18 protein-coding genes are annotated in these 18,979 nt (G+C 40.9%); 8 read left to right on the top strand and 10 right to left on the bottom strand.

The features are described from left to right. Positions 1-3: 3 nt before the first annotated feature. Positions 4-774 (bottom strand): putative electron transfer flavoprotein FixA, encoded by a 771-nt coding sequence (gene fixA, locus CYG50_RS02170; protein ID WP_102139023.1) that lies wholly within the window; start codon positions 772-774, stop codon positions 4-6. A gap of 511 nt (positions 775-1,285) precedes the next feature. Between fixA and caiT the strand changes: the two genes are divergently transcribed. From caiT to caiE, 6 genes are all read left to right on the top strand, one after another. Further along, a complete protein-coding gene (caiT, locus tag CYG50_RS02175; RefSeq protein ID WP_102139024.1) occupies positions 1,286-2,803 on the top strand; it encodes an L-carnitine/gamma-butyrobetaine antiporter in 1,518 nt (505 codons plus the stop codon). Positions 2,804-2,837: 34 nt separating this feature from the next. Beyond that, positions 2,838-3,980, top strand: a complete 1,143-nt coding sequence (gene caiA / locus CYG50_RS02180; RefSeq protein WP_102139025.1) for a crotonobetainyl-CoA dehydrogenase — start codon at positions 2,838-2,840, stop codon at positions 3,978-3,980. Between the two features lie 63 nt (positions 3,981-4,043). Beyond that, the gene (caiB, locus tag CYG50_RS02185) at positions 4,044-5,264 is read left to right on the top strand and encodes an L-carnitine CoA-transferase (protein WP_102139026.1); all 1,221 of its coding nucleotides are present in this window, start codon (positions 4,044-4,046) and stop codon (positions 5,262-5,264) included. 70 nt (positions 5,265-5,334) lie between these two features. Further along, the gene (gene caiC, locus CYG50_RS02190) at positions 5,335-6,894 is read left to right on the top strand and encodes a crotonobetaine/carnitine-CoA ligase (RefSeq protein ID WP_102139027.1); all 1,560 of its coding nucleotides are present in this window, start codon (positions 5,335-5,337) and stop codon (positions 6,892-6,894) included. Positions 6,895-6,981: 87 nt separating this feature from the next. Continuing rightward, complete coding sequence (gene caiD, locus CYG50_RS02195; RefSeq protein WP_102139028.1) at positions 6,982-7,767, top strand: crotonobetainyl-CoA hydratase; 786 nt, start codon at positions 6,982-6,984, stop codon at positions 7,765-7,767. A 23-nt stretch (positions 7,768-7,790) separates the two neighbouring features. After that, complete coding sequence (gene caiE, locus CYG50_RS02200) at positions 7,791-8,384, top strand: carnitine operon protein CaiE (RefSeq protein ID WP_102139029.1); 594 nt, start codon at positions 7,791-7,793, stop codon at positions 8,382-8,384. 79 nt (positions 8,385-8,463) lie between these two features. Here caiE and caiF read toward each other — a convergent pair whose 3' ends face one another. The 4 genes from caiF to xseB form a co-directional block, all read right to left on the bottom strand. After that, positions 8,464-8,856 (bottom strand): carnitine metabolism transcriptional regulator CaiF, encoded by a 393-nt coding sequence (gene caiF / locus CYG50_RS02205; RefSeq protein ID WP_102139030.1) that lies wholly within the window; start codon positions 8,854-8,856, stop codon positions 8,464-8,466. Between the two features lie 565 nt (positions 8,857-9,421). Beyond that, complete coding sequence (gene dxs, locus CYG50_RS02210) at positions 9,422-11,287, bottom strand: 1-deoxy-D-xylulose-5-phosphate synthase (protein WP_102139031.1); 1,866 nt, start codon at positions 11,285-11,287, stop codon at positions 9,422-9,424. A gap of 249 nt (positions 11,288-11,536) precedes the next feature. After that, a complete protein-coding gene (ispA, locus tag CYG50_RS02215) occupies positions 11,537-12,454 on the bottom strand; it encodes a (2E,6E)-farnesyl diphosphate synthase (RefSeq protein ID WP_102139032.1) in 918 nt (305 codons plus the stop codon). A 3-nt stretch (positions 12,455-12,457) separates the two neighbouring features. Continuing rightward, positions 12,458-12,709, bottom strand: a complete 252-nt coding sequence (xseB, locus tag CYG50_RS02220; RefSeq protein ID WP_004914571.1) for an exodeoxyribonuclease VII small subunit — start codon at positions 12,707-12,709, stop codon at positions 12,458-12,460. A 220-nt stretch (positions 12,710-12,929) separates the two neighbouring features. Between xseB and thiI the strand changes: the two genes are divergently transcribed. Beyond that, positions 12,930-14,381, top strand: a complete 1,452-nt coding sequence (thiI, locus tag CYG50_RS02225) for a tRNA uracil 4-sulfurtransferase ThiI (protein ID WP_102139033.1) — start codon at positions 12,930-12,932, stop codon at positions 14,379-14,381. A gap of 70 nt (positions 14,382-14,451) precedes the next feature. On the opposite strand, the gene CYG50_RS23615 is transcribed toward thiI, so the two are convergent. From CYG50_RS23615 to panE, 4 genes are all read right to left on the bottom strand, one after another. Further along, positions 14,452-14,673, bottom strand: coding sequence for a Hok/Gef family protein (locus tag CYG50_RS23615; protein ID WP_375373108.1), 222 nt, complete (start codon positions 14,671-14,673; stop codon positions 14,452-14,454). Between the two features lie 306 nt (positions 14,674-14,979). Beyond that, entirely contained in the window at positions 14,980-15,123 is a 144-nt protein-coding gene (locus tag CYG50_RS02235; RefSeq protein ID WP_004914564.1) for a Hok/Gef family protein, read from the bottom strand. A 253-nt stretch (positions 15,124-15,376) separates the two neighbouring features. Then, a complete protein-coding gene (gene yajL, locus CYG50_RS02240; protein WP_102139034.1) occupies positions 15,377-15,970 on the bottom strand; it encodes a protein deglycase YajL in 594 nt (197 codons plus the stop codon). Then, positions 15,933-16,844 (bottom strand): 2-dehydropantoate 2-reductase, encoded by a 912-nt coding sequence (panE, locus tag CYG50_RS02245; RefSeq protein WP_102139035.1) that lies wholly within the window; start codon positions 16,842-16,844, stop codon positions 15,933-15,935. The genes yajL and panE overlap by 38 nt, the downstream gene beginning before the upstream one ends. Positions 16,845-17,031: 187 nt before the next feature. Between panE and CYG50_RS02250 the strand changes: the two genes are divergently transcribed. After that, on the top strand, positions 17,032-17,523 hold the full coding sequence (locus CYG50_RS02250; RefSeq protein ID WP_004914551.1) for a YajQ family cyclic di-GMP-binding protein: 492 nt from the start codon (positions 17,032-17,034) through the stop codon (positions 17,521-17,523). A gap of 37 nt (positions 17,524-17,560) precedes the next feature. On the opposite strand, the gene CYG50_RS02255 is transcribed toward CYG50_RS02250, so the two are convergent. Continuing rightward, positions 17,561-18,922, bottom strand: coding sequence for an MFS transporter (locus tag CYG50_RS02255; protein WP_102139036.1), 1,362 nt, complete (start codon positions 18,920-18,922; stop codon positions 17,561-17,563). Positions 18,923-18,979 lie beyond the last annotated feature (57 nt).

Below are 18,979 nucleotides of genomic sequence, written 5' to 3' on the forward strand. Positions count from 1 at the left end.
CGATTAAATAATTTTTCTTAAATGTTCAGCAAATTGTGCAATTTGGTCTTCGCCATCACCTTCAATGATGATGCGCTGGCGGACTTTTTGCTTAGGTGCCGCAATAGATTGCGCAGAAAGAGCTGCAACGTTATCTAAACCAATATCAGCCATCGTCCAAGCTTGAACGGGTTTTTTAGCAGCGCCTAAAATTGCTTTCATTGATGGAATAACGGGAACGTTAATATCGGAGGTAACAGCGACAATGGCTGGTAATGGTATGGACAGCATTTCAATTTCATCTTCTAGCTCACGCTCTATAACTACCGTGTCAGCGGTGATTGAATCGATTTTCTTCACACCGTTGATGGCAGGAACTTGCAGTGTTTCGCCCATCAAGATACTGACTTGTTGTGCATTTAAATCAGCGGAACCATCACCACAAATAATTAAATCAAAACCGACTTTTTGAGCTGCAGAGCTCAAGGCCAGAGCCGTTTGATGTGGTAAGGCTTGTTCCAGTTGGTCATCAATAACAACCACAAGTTCATCTGGGCCACGAGATAAAACGTCTTTACGTGCTTTCATGTTGGTCAGTGCTTTACCACCGACACTTAACGCAATCACTTTACTGTCAGCTTGCTGCGCTTTTATTTGATTAGCGGTTTCAATTGCATTTAAATCATATTGACTGATTTTGGTATCAGCACGTGAAAAATCTAAAGAACCATCTGCGCTATTTACAATAATATCTTGTTCATCAGGAACAGATTTATAGCATGTAATAATATTCATTACATCTCCTAAAATAATATTAATAAATATGATCCGTTTCGGTTTCGGATTATATAATTATCATGAACTGGATATTTAAAAATAAAACCTAGGTCACCAATATTGAAAACCTTAAAATAAAGTCGGTTTAAATATTCATACTGATACCCTACTCACCAATACTGTAAAAATCATCAACTTATCAACGAAATGTTCAATATTGCTACCCTAATCACCAATACTGAAGGTATTTAATAACATTAATGTTACACAATATTTTATCTCTATGTATTTATTGGTATTTAAAATCATTTCAAATGGAATAAATAATAACAATTATTTATCACGAATAATATTGTGACCTTAATAACAGAATTGTTAATGACGAGTCGACATGATTTGAATAGTGATTGAATTAATGCGGAATTAAATTTTTAGGGGTTAATGGGATTTGATAATAAATAAGTAATGAGGTGTTAAATAATATCTATTCTTAAAGCTTATATATTAAATAATAAATTGGGAACGAACTATGAGCAAAGAAAATAAAAAGGGTGGAATAGAACCAAAAGTTTTTTTTCCACCGTTGATCATTGTTGGACTATTGTGTTGGCTAACTGTCCGTGACCTTGATGCTTCAAATGAAGTGATCAACCAAGTCTTCAGCTATGTCACTAATGTGTGGGGCTGGGCATTTGAGTGGTACATGGTTGTGATGTTTGGCGGATGGTTCTGGTTGATTTTGGGGCCTTATGCCAAAAAACGTTTAGGAGAAGAGAAGCCGGAATTTAGCCGTGCGAGCTGGATTTTCATGATGTTCGCATCTTGTACCTCTGCAGCGGTACTTTTTTGGGGGTCGATTGAAATCTATTATTATGTTTCTACACCGCCTTTTGGCTTTGAATCTTATTCAAACGAGGCCAAAAATATCGGGCTTGCATACAGCTTGTTCCATTGGGGGCCATTACCATGGGCGACCTATAGCTTCTTATCTGTCGCATTCGGTTATTTCTTCTTTGTCCGCAAAATGGATGTTATTCGTCCGAGTAGTACGCTAGTTCCTCTGGTAGGGGAAAAACGTGTCAATGGTTGGTTTGGGACTCTTGTTGATAACTTCTATCTCGTTGCTTTGATATTAGCAATGGGAACCAGTCTAGGGTTAGCAACACCGTTGGTTACTGAATGTATTCAATATTTATTTGGTATTCCACATACCTTACAACTTGATGCCATCATCATTTTCTGCTGGATCATTCTAAATGCAATTTGTGTGGCTTTCGGCCTGCAAAAAGGGGTGAAGATTGCCAGTGATGTACGTAGTTATCTCAGTTTCTTGATGTTGGGATGGGTATTCATTGTTGGTGGTGCTAGCTTTATTGTTAACTACTTTACCGATTCTATCGGTGTTCTAATGATGTATATGCCACGTATGCTGTTCTATACAGATGCGGTTGGTAAAAGTGGTTTCCCACAGGGCTGGACAGTATTTTACTGGGCATGGTGGGTTATCTATGCCATTCAAATGTGTATCTTCCTCGCACGTATATCGAAAGGCCGTACTGTCCGTGAATTGTGTATTGGTATGGTTGCGGGTTTAACCGCAGGATCGACATTAATTTGGACTATTTTAGGAAGTAATACTCTACAACTGATTGATAAAGACATTATCAACATTCCAAAACTGATTGAAGAATTCGGCGTTGCACGCGCCATCATTGAGACATGGGCTGCCTTACCTTTGAGCACTGTAACAATTTGGGGCTTCTTCATCCTCTGCTTTATCGCCACGGTCACACTGATTAATGCTTGTTCATACACTCTCGCTATGTCGACTTGTCGCGCAGTGAAAGAGGGTGATGAACCGCCATTATTAGTACGTATCGGTTGGTCTGTCTTAGTCGGTGTTATCGGCATTGTATTGCTGGCTCTAGGCGGATTAAAACCAATACAAACCGCGATAATTGCTGGAGGATGCCCACTTTTTTTCGTCAACATCATGGTAACGCTTTCCTTTATTAAAGATGCCAAAGTGCATTGGAAAAATGACTAATTTATTCAAAAACAACATGTAAGAGGTTATTGATATGGATTTTAGATTGAATGATGAGCAGGAGTTGTTTGTCGCAGGGATCCGTGAACTCATGGCCAGTGAAAACTGGGAGAGCTATTTCGCACAGTGCGACCGCGACAGCCAATATCCTGAGCGTTTTGTAAAAGCCTTAGCGGACATGGAAATCGATAACCTGCTGATCCCAGAAGAACATGGCGGCTTAGATGCAGGGTTTATTACGGTAGCTGCAGTATGGATGGAATTAGGTCGCCTAGGTGCACCAACCTATGTGCTGTACCAATTACCGGGTGGTTTTAACACCGTACTGAGGGAAGGGACTCAAGAGCAAATTGATAAAATTATGGCGTTTCGCGGCACAGGTAAACAAATGTGGAACTCTGCGATCACTGAACCGGGTGCCGGTTCTGACGTCGGTAGCTTGCAAACCACTTATCAACGTCGTAATGGCAAAGTTTATCTTAATGGTAGCAAATGCTTTATCACCAGTAGTGCCTACACACCGTATATCGTGGTGATGAGCCGTGATGCGGATTCGCCAGATAAACCTGTCTTTACTGAGTGGTTCTTGGATATGAGCAAACCGGGTATCAAGGTGAATAAACTTGAGAAACTGGGTTTACGCATGGATAGCTGCTGTGAAATCACGTTTGATAACGTTGAACTTGATGAAAAAGATATGTTCGGCCGTGAAGGTAATGGTTTCAACCGTGTGAAAGAAGAGTTTGACCACGAGCGTTTCCTTGTGGCTCTGACTAACTACGGTACAGCAATGTGTGCGTTCGAAGACGCGGCTCGCTATGCAAATCAGCGTGTTCAATTCGGTGAAGCAATTGGTCGTTACCAATTAATTCAAGAAAAATTTGCACATATGGCGATCAAGCTCAATTCAATGCGCAACATGTTATATGAAACTGCATGGAAGAGTGACAACGGATTGATCACCTCGGGTGATGCAGCGATGTGTAAATACTTCTGTGCAAATGCGGCGTTTGAAGTTGTGGATTCTGCGATGCAAGTACTCGGCGGTGTCGGAATTGCAGGTGAGCATCGAATTGCACGTTTCTGGCGTGACTTACGTGTGGATCGTGTATCTGGTGGTTCAGATGAAATGCAAATACTAACACTAGGCCGCAGTGTACTGAAACAGTACCGCTAATAACTGAATGCTTATAGGTTGGCTTTTTTAGCGAGCCAACCAAGTTTCACAGGAGACGAGAACATGGCAGAGCATCTACCTATGCCAGAGTTTGGCCCATTAGCTGGGGTCAGAGTGGTATTTTCAGGGATTGAAATAGCCGGCCCATTTGCAGGACAAATGTTTGCAGAGTGGGGCGCAGAAGTGATTTGGATAGAGAACGTAGCGTGGGCGGATACCATTCGTGTTCAGCCTAATTATCCTCAGTTATCAAGGCGTAACCTGCGTGCATTATCACTGAATATCTTTAAAGATGAAGGGCGAGAAGCATTCCTGAAGCTAATGGAAACAACGGATATATTCATTGAGGCTAGTAAAGGACCCGCATTTGCTCGTAGAGGGATCACCGATGAGGTACTTTGGGAACACAACCCAAAATTGGTTGTCGCTCATTTATCAGGCTTCGGACAATATGGCGATCCTCAATACACTAACCTAGCGGCCTACAATACCATTGCACAGGCTTTCAGTGGTTATCTTATCCAAAATGGTGATAAAGACCAGCCAATGCCTGCCTTCCCTTATACCGCAGATTATTTTTCTGGCATGACCGCCACAACAGCAGCTCTCGCAGCACTGTATAAAGCGCGTGAAACGGGTAAAGGGGAAAGCATTGATATCGCCATGTACGAAGTGATGTTGCGTATGGGGCAATACTTCATGATGGATTACTTCAATGGTGGCGAAATTTGCCCACGTATGACCAAAGGGAAAGACCCGTACTACGCGGGTTGTGGGCTCTATAGCTGTAATGATGGCTATATTGTGATGGAAGTCGTTGGTATCACTCAAGTACAAGAAATATTTAAAGATATTGGTCTTGGTCATTTACTAGGAACGCCAGAAATACCTGAAGGGACTCAGCTCATTCATCGAATTGAATGTCCTTATGGACCTTTAATGGAAGAAAAACTCGATGAATGGCTAGGCGCACGCTCGATTGATGAGGTGCTAGCAAGGTTGGCTGAGCTGAACATTGCAAGTGCGAAAGTATTAACTATTCCTGAGCTAGATACTAACCCTCAATACATAGCTCGGGAGTCGATTACCAGTTGGCAGACCATGGATGGGCGCACATGTCGTGGTCCAAACGTTATGCCAAAATTCAAAAATAATCCGGGCCAAATATGGCGCGGTATGCCATCACATGGCATGGATACCACGGATATATTGAAAAATATTGGATATAGCGAAACAGATATTCGGGGGTTAGTCGACAAAGGACTGGCCAAAATAGTGGATTAATTGAATGGGTAATCAGGTCAATTAATCCATTGGCCTGAATATTCATCAGGGAAATGATGGGAAGCAATTAATGGATGTAATCGGTAAACAAAATTTGCGCCAAATGTGGGATGATCTAGCGTTAACTCATGGCAATAACAAGGCGCTTATCTTTGAATCCTGCGATGGAAATGTCCGTGAATTCAGCTACATTGAGATGAATGAACACATTAACCGCACAGCAAACCTCTTTTTAGCTTATGGCATTCAAAAAGGGGATAAGGTTGCTTTACATCTAGATAATTGCCCAGAGTTTTTCTTTTGCTGGTTTGGCTTGGCAAAAATTGGGGCGATCATGGTCCCTGTTAATGCACGTTATAAATACAATGAAGCCGCTTGGATTATGCAAAACTGCCAGCCACGGATGGTCGTGACTTGTGCGACTTTTTTAGATATTTATCAACGTGTACTTGATGATGAAAGTACCAGCCTTGAACATATTTTTTTAATTTCAGATACCCCCGTTAAACAACAAAACGGCGTTTCAGACTTTTTGCTTGAACAAGCACAAAAACCCATTGAATTGACACAACTCATTGCGTTAAGTGTTGATGATACTGCGGAAATTTTATTTACTTCGGGTACGACCTCAAAACCCAAAGGGGTGATCATTACCCACTATAACTTACGTTTTGCGGGTTACTACTCTTCTTGGCAGAACACCCTGCGCTCAGATGATATTTATCTGACTGTCATGCCTGTTTTTCATATCGATTGCCAGTGCACCGTGTCCATGGCCGCCTTTTCGGTGGGCGCTACTTTTGTGTTACTCGAAAGGTACAGTGCACGACGTTTTTGGCAACAAGTCGTGAAACATCGAGCGACGGTGGTTGAGTTGATCCCAATGATGATCCGCACGTTATTAAGTCAACCTCTGGCGGATAACGAAAAAGACCATTGTTTACGTGAAGCGATGTTCTATCTCAATTTGAGTAATGAGGAAAAAGAACAATTTATGGCGCGTTTTGCGGTGAAGAGTTTTCTGACCTCATATGGCATGACGGAAACCATCGTGGGGTTGATTGGCGATAGGCCCGGTGATATTCGTCGCTGGCCATCTATTGGCCGCCCCGGTTTTTGCTATAAAGCACAAATCAGGGATGAAAATAACCAACCTGTTGCAGCAGGGGTGGTAGGCGAGCTCTGTGTTAAAGGTGAACGTGGAAAAACCTTATTTAAAGAGTATTACAACAACCCAGAAGCAACGGAGAAAGCTTTCGATAAACAAGGCTGGATGCATACCGGAGACTTTGCTTATCAAGATGACGATGGCTTTTTCTATTTTGTGGATAGAAGCATGAACATGATCAAACGGTGCGGTGAAAACGTTTCGTGCAGTGAGATTGAAAATATCATTGCTTCACATCCCGCTATCGTTGACGTGGCCGTGATAGGTGTTGCTGATGAAATTCGTGATGAAGCAATTAAAGCCTTTATTGTGCTAGAAGAGGGTGAAACCTTAACGCAGGAAGAGTTTTTCGCTTTCTGTGAAAAGCAAATGGCGAAATTTAAAGTGCCGTCATGGGTTGAGGTACGTAAGGATTTACCGCGTAACTGTTCTGGGAAAGTACTGAAAAAACACCTGAAATAATCGAATAATTCTATTAATTACGCGAACGTTTTGGTTGTAACCATTTGCAGCCAAAATGCGAACGCATGATCACTAAAGGATTGCACTATGAGCGAATCATTAAAAGTTACCCGTAATGGCTCCATTTTAGAAATCGTACTTGATAGACCTAAAGCGAATGCAATTGATGCGAAAACCAGTTTCAAAATGGGTGAGGTTTTTCTCAACTTCCGTGATGACCCATCATTACGCGTTGCGATTATCACCGGTGCTGGCGAGCGGTTCTTCTCTGCCGGTTGGGATTTAAAATCTGCTGCAGAAGGTGAAGCCCCAGATGCTGATTTTGGTCCTGGTGGTTTTGCAGGGCTTACTGAAATTTTCAATTTGAATAAGCCTGTCATTGCAGCTGTAAATGGTTATGCGTTTGGTGGAGGTTTCGAACTGGCTTTAGCAGCAGATATGATTATTTGTTCTGAAAATGCTAGCTTTGCATTACCAGAAGCACAACTTGGCATTGTACCTGATAGCGGCGGTGTCTTACGCTTACCCAAAATTCTTCCGGCACCCATTGTGAACGAAATGGTAATGACGGGTAGGCGAATGGATGCGAAGGAAGCATTACGTTGGGGAATTGCTAACGATGTTGTACCAATTGAAAACTTAATGGACAAAGCGCGTCAGTTAGCGGAGCAAATCACCCAAAGTGCGCCACTTGCTGTCGCTGCACTGAAAGAAATTTTCCGTGCGACAGGGGAGCTCACTGTTGAAGAGGGGTATAAACTCATGCGCAGCGGTGTACTGACAAACTACCCTGCGGTTTTACATTCCGAAGATGCAACAGAAGGCCCACTCGCATTTGCCGAAAAACGTTCACCAAGTTGGAAAGGGCGCTAGTTAAGCTAGCAGCGAGGTGAATTTTGAGCTTTTACGCTTTTGAAGGGGTGATCCCAGTTGTTCACCCTACCGCATATGTACACCCATCAGCGGTAGTGATTGGTGATGTTATTATCGGCGAAGGAGTTTTTATTGGGCCTAACGCCTCTTTACGTGGGGACTATGGACGTTTGATCATAGAAAAAGGCGCGAATATTCAGGACTGCTGCATCATGCATGGCTACAGTGATGTAGAAACCATTGTCCATGAATGTGGACATATAGGCCACGGAGCTATTTTACATGGATGCATTATTGGCCGTGATGCTTTGGTTGGAATGAATAGTGTTGTTATGGATGGCGCTGTGATTGGTGAGGAAAGCATTGTTGCTGCGATGAGTTTTGTTAAAGCCGGTTTTCAAGGAGAAAGCCGTCAGATGTTAGTCGGAAGTCCAGCACGTTTTTTACGCTCAGTGACTGATGAAGAACTGCATTGGAAGCGGTTAAACACTAAAGAATATCAAGACTTAGCCGGTCGGTATCAGCAATACCTACAAGAAACTCAGCCCTTAACAGAGCTTGAAGTTAATCGACCCCAATTATTTGGTACAACGGATGTAAAACCTAAGGGGCAGTGATTCACAAAAAGGCCGTAAAATAAAAAAACGCAGCTGGTGAAGTCTGCGTTTTTTATTGGTGTGAAGCTAAGAAATAGGTTTAGCGACGTTGTGATTTTGATAGCATCCATTGCCATTTTTGCTCTCGATTTAATTCACTTGGCGGCATAGAAGCTGCTTTTATAGGAGAATCGATAGTGACTTTTTCAGCTTGATGATTTCTTAAACGTGCATAAAGCTGGTTATCAATTCTCTTAACTTTAATAAGCCGCTGACATTGGCAACCTCGTCCCGATAATTTATTTGGGATCATTTTTACTTCACACTGAATTTCAGCAACATCAGATAAAATATAAGAAACAATATTGACGGCATTAGGATGCGGGATACCAAAGTTGTTAGATATCTCTCTAGCTGTTGTCCAGCGGCCTTGTTTCATTACCCAGTTCGCAATAGATAAATACAAGGGTTCATTAATAAATTGTCCACACATAAGCGCTCCCAAATCTATTTATTAAAATTGATTAAATAAAAATAAACTATATGAAAATTGTAGTTGGAATAGCGTTTATTTGTTTCCTGGTTTGTTAATTAAGAAAACAAAATAATTACTTATTAATTTTCGGTTAAAATTGTTAAAATAATATATTCGTTATAGAAATTAGTTGTCATTTTCAAAATGATATTTTACGAATATAACTCAGAGACTAAATTACTCAGTCCTATAGTGACAAAGTTCATATTAATAGATTTTAAAATAATTTGCATGTCTTTATTGTAAAAACTCACATTCAAGATAAAAGCTTTGTTTATATTCTTATTTCAGGTAAATAGCTGAATATTGTTGTAGATAAACTGATTGTATTTAGTTTTATATTTTATTTTAATGATCTTGAAATATAATAAAAATGTGACATATTTTTTTAATGAACATGAATGAGTCAGTAATAACAGGGAGATAAATACTTTTTTAGTGTATTAAGAAAAGGAATAAGAGTGATTGGCTTTGTGATTGAATAGGGCATTGTATTGTTAATGCAATGCCCTAAAGATAAAAATTATTTGGCTAAGTAGTTATTAATAGAATTAACAATACCAGTGGAATCTAAGCCCAATTCAGCAATAAGTTCCTCTTGGGTACCTTGAGAAATAAAATAATCAGGTAAACCAAGGTTTAAGGTTGGAATGATTTTTTTCTCATGCATTAAGAATTCATTCACGCCGCTACCTGCACCACCCATGATGGCATTTTCTTCGAGAGTGACAAGAACATCATGAGTCTCGGCTATTTCAAGGATCAGGGCTTCGTCTAAAGGCTTCACAAAGCGCATATCAATGACAGTTGCATTGAGTTGCTCGGCAGCGACTAATGCGTGGCTTAATAATGTGCCAAAGCATAAGATAGCGACTTTTTCACCTTGGCGACGAATAATACCTTTACCAATAGGTAGTGGTGATAATGGCTGTAATTCAGCGCCTGTTCCTGTGCCTCGAGGGTAACGCACTGCACATGGGCCATCTTGGTAATGGTAGCCAGTATGTAGCATTTGGCGGCACTCATTTTCATCACTTGGGGCCATAATAACCATTGTTGGTATACAGCGTAGAAATGAAATATCAAAAGAACCTTGGTGAGTTTGCCCATCAGCCCCTACAATGCCAGCTCGGTCAATCGCAAACATGACAGGAACCTTCTGGATAGCCACATCATGAATGACTTGGTCGTAACCGCGTTGCAAGAACGTGGAATAGATGGCAACGATAGGCTTATAGCCACCAATGGCAAGGCCGGCTGCAAATGTGACCGCATGTTGTTCAGCGATCGCGACATCGAAGTATTGGTCTGGGAATTCTTTAGAGAAGCGAACCATACCAGACCCTTCACGCATAGCAGGGGTGATAGCCATCAATTTGCTATCATTTTTAGCCTCTTCACATAGCCAATCACCAAAAATTTTAGAGAAAGTCGGCCCTGTCTCTTTGCTTTTGGGTAAAGTGAATGTGCTTGGGTCAAATTTAGGAACCGCGTGCCAGCTAATAGGGTCTTTTTCTGCCGGCTCATAACCTCGGCCTTTCTTGGTCATGATATGTAAAAATTGCGGGCCTTTTAAATCACGCATATTTTTTAACGTTTGAACTAAGGCAACAACATCATGGCCGTCAACAGGGCCAATATAGTTAAAACCTAATTCTTCAAACATGGTTCCCGGTACAACCATGCCTTTAATGTGTTCTTCTGTCTTTTTCAGTAGCTCTTTAATCGGTGGCATGTTAGAAAAAACTTTTTTGCCACCTTCACGCAATGTTGTGTAGAGCTTTCCAGAAAGCAAGTGAGCTAAGTGGTTGTTGAGTGCGCCAACATTTTCTGAAATAGACATTTCGTTATCGTTTAAGATAACCAACATATCAGGTGCGGCATCCCCTGCATGGTTCATCGCTTCAAATGCCATTCCTGCAGTGATCGCGCCATCACCAATCACACAAACCGTCTTACGGCTTTGTTGCTCTTTTTCTGCGGCAATGGCCATACCTAAACCGGCACTAATGGATGTTGAGGAATGGCCAACGCTTAAAATGTCATATTCACTTTCTTCACGCCATGGAAAGGGATGCAAACCATTTTTTTGACGGATGGTATCAATACGGTCACGGCGACCCGTCAATATTTTATGTGGGTAGGCTTGGTGGCCGACATCCCAAACAAGGTTATCAAATGGAGTTTTATAGACATAATGCAATGCGACGGTGAGTTCAACAGCACCGAGACCAGAAGCAAAGTGACCGCTAGAGCGACCCACGCTACTCAGTAAAAATTGTCTGAGTTCATCACAAAGCTTAGGCAAACTCTCTTTAGGCAACAGACGAAGCTCATCTGGTGTCTCTGCCAAGGCTAGCGTTGGATATTTAGCGATATCAATACTCATTAGTTGCTCACTTATAATTAATAAAAAACCCAACTTACTTAGCCACAATAAAATGACTATTCTCAGTATTTAGCGACATAAGGCTTCTATGTGCTGTTGGGTTGCCTTCGTTTATCGTCTGCCTATAACTCTATTGATTAAGAAGTCATCCATCTATTTTTTGGGGCTATAGGTATGATTCGAAGATGCATTAAGGTAATAATTGCCGTAATTATCGATCTTCTTGTAGCTAAAAGGCAAAGCATATTGTCAGCTTTTACGCTCAATAATGAAATTAGCTAAAGCACTTAGCATTTCTATATTATATCCATGGGACTGGAGAGTCTCTAAAGCATCTATCGCATCATGATATAGCTCACGTGCTTTTTTTTGTGCTGCTTCAAGGCCTAATAGCGATGGGTAGGTGCTTTTTTCATGTTCGGCATCCGTTCCTTGACGTTTACCCGTAACTTCACTATCACCGATAACATCTAGGATATCGTCCTGTACTTGAAAGGCAAGGCCGATGGATTGTGCATATTTGTCTAAAACAGGCAGTAATTGTTGGCCTTTTTCACCGGCTGCAAAAGCACCAAGACGGATTGCTGCACGAATCAATGCACCTGTTTTATGTTGATGAATGCGCTCGAGGGATTCAAGGTTAACTTGCTTTCCTTCCGCATCTAAATCAAGAGCTTGTCCACCACACATACCAGCTAAACCGCTTGCGTATGATAACTCTGCAATCATCGCTATGCGGTCTTTATCAGTAACATCTGGCATAGGTGCCGATGACAGCAGTTGGAATGCCAATGTTTGCAATGCATCTCCAGCAAGTACCGCATTACCTTCACCATATTTAATGTGGCAAGTCGGTTGGCCGCGACGCAAATCATCATCATCCATTGCAGGTAAATCATCATGGATTAATGAATAAGCATGAATACATTCGACGGCGGCTGCAGGGGCATCAAGATTTTCTTGGCTAACACCAAACATAGAGCCGATGGCATAAGTTAAAAATGGGCGTAAACGTTTTCCACCTAATAATGTGCCATAACGCATTGCTTGTGCAAGTGGAAGGTCTGTAAATGGCAGTGCGTTTAAGGCATCTAATAGGTATTGATTGACTCTGTCGTAGGCCTGTTTTTGTTGCTGCGTAAAGCTATCTAAATGTTGTTCAGACATAATTTATTCAGTATCAGGTGAAAAATCGGCTAGAGGTTTATTTTCGTCATCACTCAGCAAAATTTGTACACGTTGCTCAGCTTGCTGTAGTACTTTTTGACCTTGTTTAGCAATTTGAACACCACGTTCAAACTCATTAAGGGCATCTTCTAAGGGAAGCTCACCAGATTCTAGGCGAGCGACGATCTGCTCTAGCTCTTGAAGCGAGTTTTCAAAACTAACAGTTGGAACTTGCTGAGTTTTTTCTTTAGCCATAATATTTAGCCACTAATGTGAAATCAGTTAATTCGAGGGATTTTAAATATTCAGCAGACTAACGCAGTCTTGCTACGGTTACAATTTATTATTGGGGTTTTTAGATTCAACCCGCAAGATAGTGTTATAATACGCCTCATTATTGACAATTGGTAACGTGTCATGTGTCTCTGTTAAGGCACATTCGTTTGCCCCCAACCACCATGAACATGCAGCTATTATGAAGTTTATCATTAAGTTATTCCCAGAAATTACCATTAAAAGCCAAACTGTTAGGCTACGTTTCATTAAAATTTTGACCAGTAATATCCGTAACGTGCTTAAACCACTTGGCGAAGAAATTTCGGTTGTCCGTAATTGGGATAACATTGAAGTGCGTGTGAAGGGGGAAACAAAACACGACGAAATTTGTGACATGCTAGGGCGTATCCCAGGTATTCACCATATTCTCGAAGTGGAAGAAAAACCATTTACCAGTCTACATCATATTTACGAAATGACACACGAAGCCTATGGTGAGTCATTAGAAAATAAAACATTCTGTGTGCGGGTAAAACGTCGCGGTAAACATGAGTTTTCATCCATCGATGCCGAACGCTATATTGGTGGTGGGCTGAACCAGCACATTGCGTCTGCAAAAGTTAAGCTTAAGGATCCTGATACCACGATCCACTTAGAAATCGAAGATGATAAACTTATCTTAGTTAAAGCACGTATTGAAGGTATCGGTGGTTTCCCTATCGGGACCCAAGAGGATGTGTTATCACTCATTTCTGGTGGTTTTGATTCAGGTGTCTCGAGCTATATGTTGATGCGTCGTGGTTGTCGTGTTCACTATTGCTTCTTTAATTTAGGCGGCGCTGCACATGAAATTGGTGTGAAACAAATTGCACATTATCTGTGGAACCGTTTTGGTAGCTCCCATAAAGTCCGTTTTATTGCTGTAAACTTTGAGCCAGTTGTGGCTGAAATTTTAGAAAAAGTGGATGATGGCCAAATGGGGGTTGTGCTCAAACGTATGATGGTAAGAGCCGCATCTAAAGTTGCAGAACGTTATGGCGTTCAGGCGATTGTTACGGGTGAAGCACTGGGGCAGGTGTCAAGCCAGACTCTAACAAACCTGCACTTAATTGATAATGCTTCTGATACCCTCGTATTAAGGCCGCTAATTTCTCATGATAAAGAACACATTATCAAGCTAGCTCGCCAAATTGGTACTGAAGATTTTGCTAAAACCATGCCTGAATATTGTGGTGTGATTTCAAAAAGCCCAACAGTGAAAGCGGTGAAAGCGCGTATTGAAGCGGAAGAGGGCAACTTTGATTTCGGTATTTTAGAGTCTGTTGTTGAACAAGCGCAAAATATTGATATTCGCCAAATTGCACAAGAAAGCCTTGAAAAAGTCCCTGAAATTGAAATGGTGAGTGAGCTTTCAATTGAAAATGAAGTGATTTTAGATATTCGTTCAATTGATGAATTTGAAGATAAACCATTAAACGTGGATGGAATGGAAGTTAAGCATATTCCATTCTATAAGTTGAGCACGCAATTTGGTGACTTACCAAAAGATAAAACCTACTTATTATATTGTGACCGTGGGGTAATGAGCCGCTTGCAAGCGCTATACCTAAAGGAACAAGGTTATGAAAATATAAAGGTTTATCGGCCGTAGCTTAAAACAGGGTGCTTGCATCACCAACTCATCATCAGAGAGAAATGTGGGGGAAAACTCCCCCACAAGACTAGTTATCGCAGGATAACGTAGCTTGAACCAGCGTGCTTCCACTGCTGATACTGAAAGAGCATAGTCTTTCTTGCATCAATAACGAAAAACACAATACCGTAAGGCACACGGTAACTAGCCCCAGAAGGGCAATTTTGGCCATTCCTCTTGACTCCTTTTTTAAAAGGAGACAGAATCCAATTGTTGAGAGTTGGAGACTGCCTCGGATTAAGATTAACATCTAATTCGGGGCTTTCGTCTTTTTGGCTCTCACAAGGCTTGAACCAAAATGATCCAAGCACCCACCGCAATAGTAGCAAAAATTCACTCTAAACAAATCTTTTTGTCGTTCATTTTGTGAATAAAAATATTTAAATTCAGATGGTTATGATTATTTTGATATCATTGATATTAATATGATTGCTGGTGCAATCGAAATAGAAATGGCAAAGTGAGCTGAATAAAAATAAGTAGAGAATAAAAACAGGGTGCTTGTATCACCAACTCATCATCAGAGAGAAATGTGGGGGAAAACTCCCCCACAAGACTAGTTATCGCAGGATAACGTAGCTTGAACCAGCGTGCTTCCACTGCTGATACTGAAAGAGCATAGTCTTTCTTGCATCAATAACGAAAAACACAATACCGTAAGGCACACGGTAACTAGCCCCAGAAGGGCAATTTTGGCCATTCCTCTTGACTCCTTTTCTAAAAGGAGACAGAATCAAATTGTTGAGTGTTTGAGACTGCCTCGGATTAAGATTAACATCTAATTCGGGGCTTTCGTCTTTTTGGCTCTCACAATGCTTGAACCAAAATGATCCAAGCACCCACTGCAATAGTAGCAAAAAAGTACTCTAAACACAGATTTTTTTGCTACTTAATTTTTATTATTCAATTGGTTAACTTGTTTTCTAATTCATTTCTTATAATGAGTTTTATGTCTAATCTTCTAAATAATCATTAATACCATTAGGTAAAACGAGTTGAGAGGCAACTTGGGCTGCAGTCTTCCGGCCTACCAATAATTCAATTAACTTTAATGCAAAGTCAAAAGAAGTGGCTGGCCCTTGGCTAGTTAATAGATTGACACGTTCATCAAAGTAAACTCGGCGATCGACCCATTTATGGGCTGGGATTTTATCTTTCATTGATGGAAAACAGGTCATATTACCTAGCGGAAACAATTGGTGGTATTCAATTACAAGCGCTGGTGCAGCACAAATAGCGGCTACAATTTTACCATCTAGATGCATACGGCGAACTTTTTCAACAACCAGTGGGCTATCGCGGAATGTTTCTGCGCCAGTCATACCACCGGGTAGCACAATAGCATCAAAAGGCTCATCAGCGACTTGAATCAACGGGGTATCGGCAATAATTTTTAGACCTCGTGAAGCGGTAATGGTTAAAGAGCCATCTTCAGTCACACTCGCTAAGGTCACATTAATGCCTGCTCTAACTAATAAATCAGCGGTAATGGTAAATTCGATTTCTTCACTACCATGAGCGATGCAGATTAGAACGGAAGTCGTCATATTGTTGTTCTCTATTTTTGACTAAATGGTATAGGCGATCGTTTTCAGGTGTACTAATCCCATGAGCTCGTGCTTGTTTAATTAAAAAACCGGTTATGTAGTCAATTTCAGTGCGGCGATTATTGCGGATATCTTGTAACATCGATGAATAGTTATCCGCAGTATTATTGATAATGCTATAGATATATTCTGTTAGTTCAGTTTTATCTGTATGTAACCCTTCAGCTGCCATAACATGGCATATTTCATCAATGATCCGAGATATTTGGGTGGAATGTTGAATTAATTCACCATTCTTACAATTATACTCGACGGTGAGGGGGTTAATGACACAGTTGACGATCAATTTACGCCAACAGGTAGTTAGAATTTGATTATGCCAAGCCACATCAGGTAGGGCTTCATGCAAAATATCCGCAATAGGGTAATAAGCCTGTGCTTGGGAATTAATCGCGCCAATATGTGTGATACCATTGGCAACATGAAAGACTTGGTTATTTTCTTGCCACGCCGCATGTGTTGTCACGCCAGCTAAAATAGGATGACGCAACGGAGTAAGTTCCTCAACCGTACCCATGCCATTATGCAGTAATAAAATGGGGGTATTTTCTGGGATAGTTTTAATCAGAGGCAATAAAGCATCAGAAACTTGCCATGCTTTTAAACAGACAATGATTAACTCGCTACTTTGCAAGTGATTAATATTATTACAAGGAACGAGTTCTCGAAAAGTACGTCCATCGGGTTCATTAACATCGACGAATAAATCAGACTGTGCAACACGTAGCCAACCTTGTACGTCATGCCCTTGCATTGCAAGCGAAGCAAGCCACAGTTTACCTATCGCACCACAACCAATCAGAGTTATTTTCATTGTTTCCCCTTTGAAAATGGGAGTTTAACGTCTTATAAGGTAAGGCGGAAGTGATCTCTTGCCAGTATAACCTTTTACTATACTAAGTTGTAGTTAACGAAACATCATAGGCCCTGATAACTTGAAGTGATGTGAGTAAAAACGTTATCATGCGCACAATCTAAAAATTATCAGTGAGGTTCTGGCTATGCCATCATTTGACATTGTATCTGAAGTGGAAATGAATGAAGTACGTAATGCGGTGGAAAATGCACAGCGTGAGTTAACTAGCCGTTGGGATTTTAAAAATGTCGAAGCCAGTTTTGAGCTAAATGACAAAAATGAATCAGTTAAAATTACTAGCGAATCTGATTTCCAAGTGCTTCAATTAGTTGATATTTTAAGAGAAAAAATGGCAAAGCGCGGTATTGATGGTGCGGTATTGAATGTGCCTGAAGATATCGTTCATAGTGGAAAAACCTATAGTGTTGAAGTTACGTTCAAGCAAGGTATTGATGCTGCGATTGCTAAAAAAATCGTTAAATTAATCAAGGACAGTAAACTGAAAGTTCAAGCACAAGTTCAAGGCGACCAAGTGCGTGTGACTGGTAAAGCCCGCGATGACTTACAATCGGTTATGGCGCTGGTGCGCGGTGGGAATTTAGGCCAACCTTTCCAATTTAACAACTTCCGCGATTAGTTGTTTATCAAGTAAGCCCGCAATGGCGGGCTAATTTTTACTGATTTATTAATGCTTCGAGTTGATCTCGATTGATGATTTTTCTATCAACTTTAACATAAGCGCTAAATTCCTCATCAACGACAAGCGCTTCCATCACCCCTTCTTGAGCTTGTAATTTTTTCTCAAGAGCTCTTGTATCTCCAATATGGTTGGATAATTCAATACGAATACTGCTGACATAAGGAGGCTGTTGCATAGTCAAGCTAACGACAAACCAGATAATGGTTAAAATTAAACCGCCAATAAAAACGGTACCAGCCCCTTCAAAACTGTACAACCACCCACCGACAATACCACCAATGGCAACACCTAAAAACTGGCTGGTGGAGTAAACTCCCATGGCCGTTCCTTTATAGCCCGCAGGTGCCTCTTTACTGATTAGTGACGGTAAAATGGCTTCCATAATATTGAAAGCAATAAAAAAGAGTTGAATACCGAGGAAAATCACCCATAAGTGACTACCAGAAAGCCATAAGGTAATTTCAGCTAATGCTAAAACGATAATGCAAAATAAGAAAACCTGTTTCATTTTGCGGTGTTTTTCCGCATAAATAATAAAGGGAAGTACTGTTACAAAGGCGATTAACATCGTAACCAAATAAGCTTTCCAATGGTCTTTCGCTAAGAATCCCGAATCAGTCATGATAAGAGGTAGGGCAACAAAACTGGACATCAGTAGGGTATGTAAGCTGAGGATCCCTATATTTAACTTGAGTAACTGTGGGTGCATTAAAACGGCTTTTAAATTACTTTGCACAAATGCAGACTCACGATTTAAGACATGAGTATTAGTATTAGGAACAACAAAAACAGTCACTGCAATAGCACCTACTGCAAGCAGTGCTATTCCCCAAAATAGACCACTTAAACCAATCAAGTTGGTGAGAATTGGACCCAGTACTAGCGCTATAGCAAAAGTTAAACCGAAACTAATACCTAGAAATGCCATGGCTTTAGTCCGATTTTGCTCTCGAGTTAGATCAGAAAGTAGTGCCATGACGGCAGCTGAAATGGCGCCGGCACCTTGTAAAGCACGCCCAATAATAATTCCCCAAATTGAATCGCTTAATGCCGCGACGATACTTCCGATAATGAAAATGAATAACCCAATAATAATTAAAGGCTTTCTACCAATTTTGTCTGACATCAAACCAAAAGGAATTTGGAAAATAGCTTGGCTAAGACCATAGATACCAATAGCGACACCCACTAAGAACTCGCTAGCTCCTTGTAAATGCATTCCATAGCTGGTCAAAATAGGTAATACCATAAACATTCCAAGCATTCGCAAGGAGAAAACAGAACCTAATCCCCAAGTGGATTTAAGCTCTGCGGATGTCATTTTGTTATCATTCATTTTTATTCTTCATATTTCGTGCTGTCGCGGTGTTAGCTCTCTCGGCTACTTAGGTCG

The organism is Providencia huaxiensis (assembly GCF_002843235.3).
Taxonomy (GTDB): Bacteria; Pseudomonadota; Gammaproteobacteria; order Enterobacterales; family Enterobacteriaceae; genus Providencia; species Providencia huaxiensis.

Coding starts and splice junctions, on each gene's coding strand:
- caiB (WP_102139026.1), top strand. CDS start 4,044: ATGGCAGAGCATCTACCTATGCCAGAGTTTGGCCCATTAGCTGGGGTC.
- caiT (WP_102139024.1), top strand. CDS start 1,286: ATGAGCAAAGAAAATAAAAAGGGTGGAATAGAACCAAAAGTTTTTTTT.
- caiD (WP_102139028.1), top strand. CDS start 6,982: ATGAGCGAATCATTAAAAGTTACCCGTAATGGCTCCATTTTAGAAATC.
- panE (WP_102139035.1), bottom strand. CDS start 16,844: ATGAAAATAACTCTGATTGGTTGTGGTGCGATAGGTAAACTGTGGCTT.
- caiC (WP_102139027.1), top strand. CDS start 5,335: ATGGATGTAATCGGTAAACAAAATTTGCGCCAAATGTGGGATGATCTA.
- CYG50_RS23615 (WP_375373108.1), bottom strand. CDS start 14,673: ATGTTAATCTTAATCCGAGGCAGTCTCCAACTCTCAACAATTGGATTC.
- thiI (WP_102139033.1), top strand. CDS start 12,930: ATGAAGTTTATCATTAAGTTATTCCCAGAAATTACCATTAAAAGCCAA.
- ispA (WP_102139032.1), bottom strand. CDS start 12,454: ATGTCTGAACAACATTTAGATAGCTTTACGCAGCAACAAAAACAGGCC.
- caiA (WP_102139025.1), top strand. CDS start 2,838: ATGGATTTTAGATTGAATGATGAGCAGGAGTTGTTTGTCGCAGGGATC.
- CYG50_RS02255 (WP_102139036.1), bottom strand. CDS start 18,922: ATGAATGATAACAAAATGACATCCGCAGAGCTTAAATCCACTTGGGGA.
- caiF (WP_102139030.1), bottom strand. CDS start 8,856: ATGTGTGGACAATTTATTAATGAACCCTTGTATTTATCTATTGCGAAC.
- fixA (WP_102139023.1), bottom strand. CDS start 774: ATGAATATTATTACATGCTATAAATCTGTTCCTGATGAACAAGATATT.
- dxs (WP_102139031.1), bottom strand. CDS start 11,287: ATGAGTATTGATATCGCTAAATATCCAACGCTAGCCTTGGCAGAGACA.
- yajL (WP_102139034.1), bottom strand. CDS start 15,970: ATGACGACTTCCGTTCTAATCTGCATCGCTCATGGTAGTGAAGAAATC.
- xseB (WP_004914571.1), bottom strand. CDS start 12,709: ATGGCTAAAGAAAAAACTCAGCAAGTTCCAACTGTTAGTTTTGAAAAC.
- CYG50_RS02235 (WP_004914564.1), bottom strand. CDS start 15,123: ATGGCCAAAATTGCCCTTCTGGGGCTAGTTACCGTGTGCCTTACGGTA.
- CYG50_RS02250 (WP_004914551.1), top strand. CDS start 17,032: ATGCCATCATTTGACATTGTATCTGAAGTGGAAATGAATGAAGTACGT.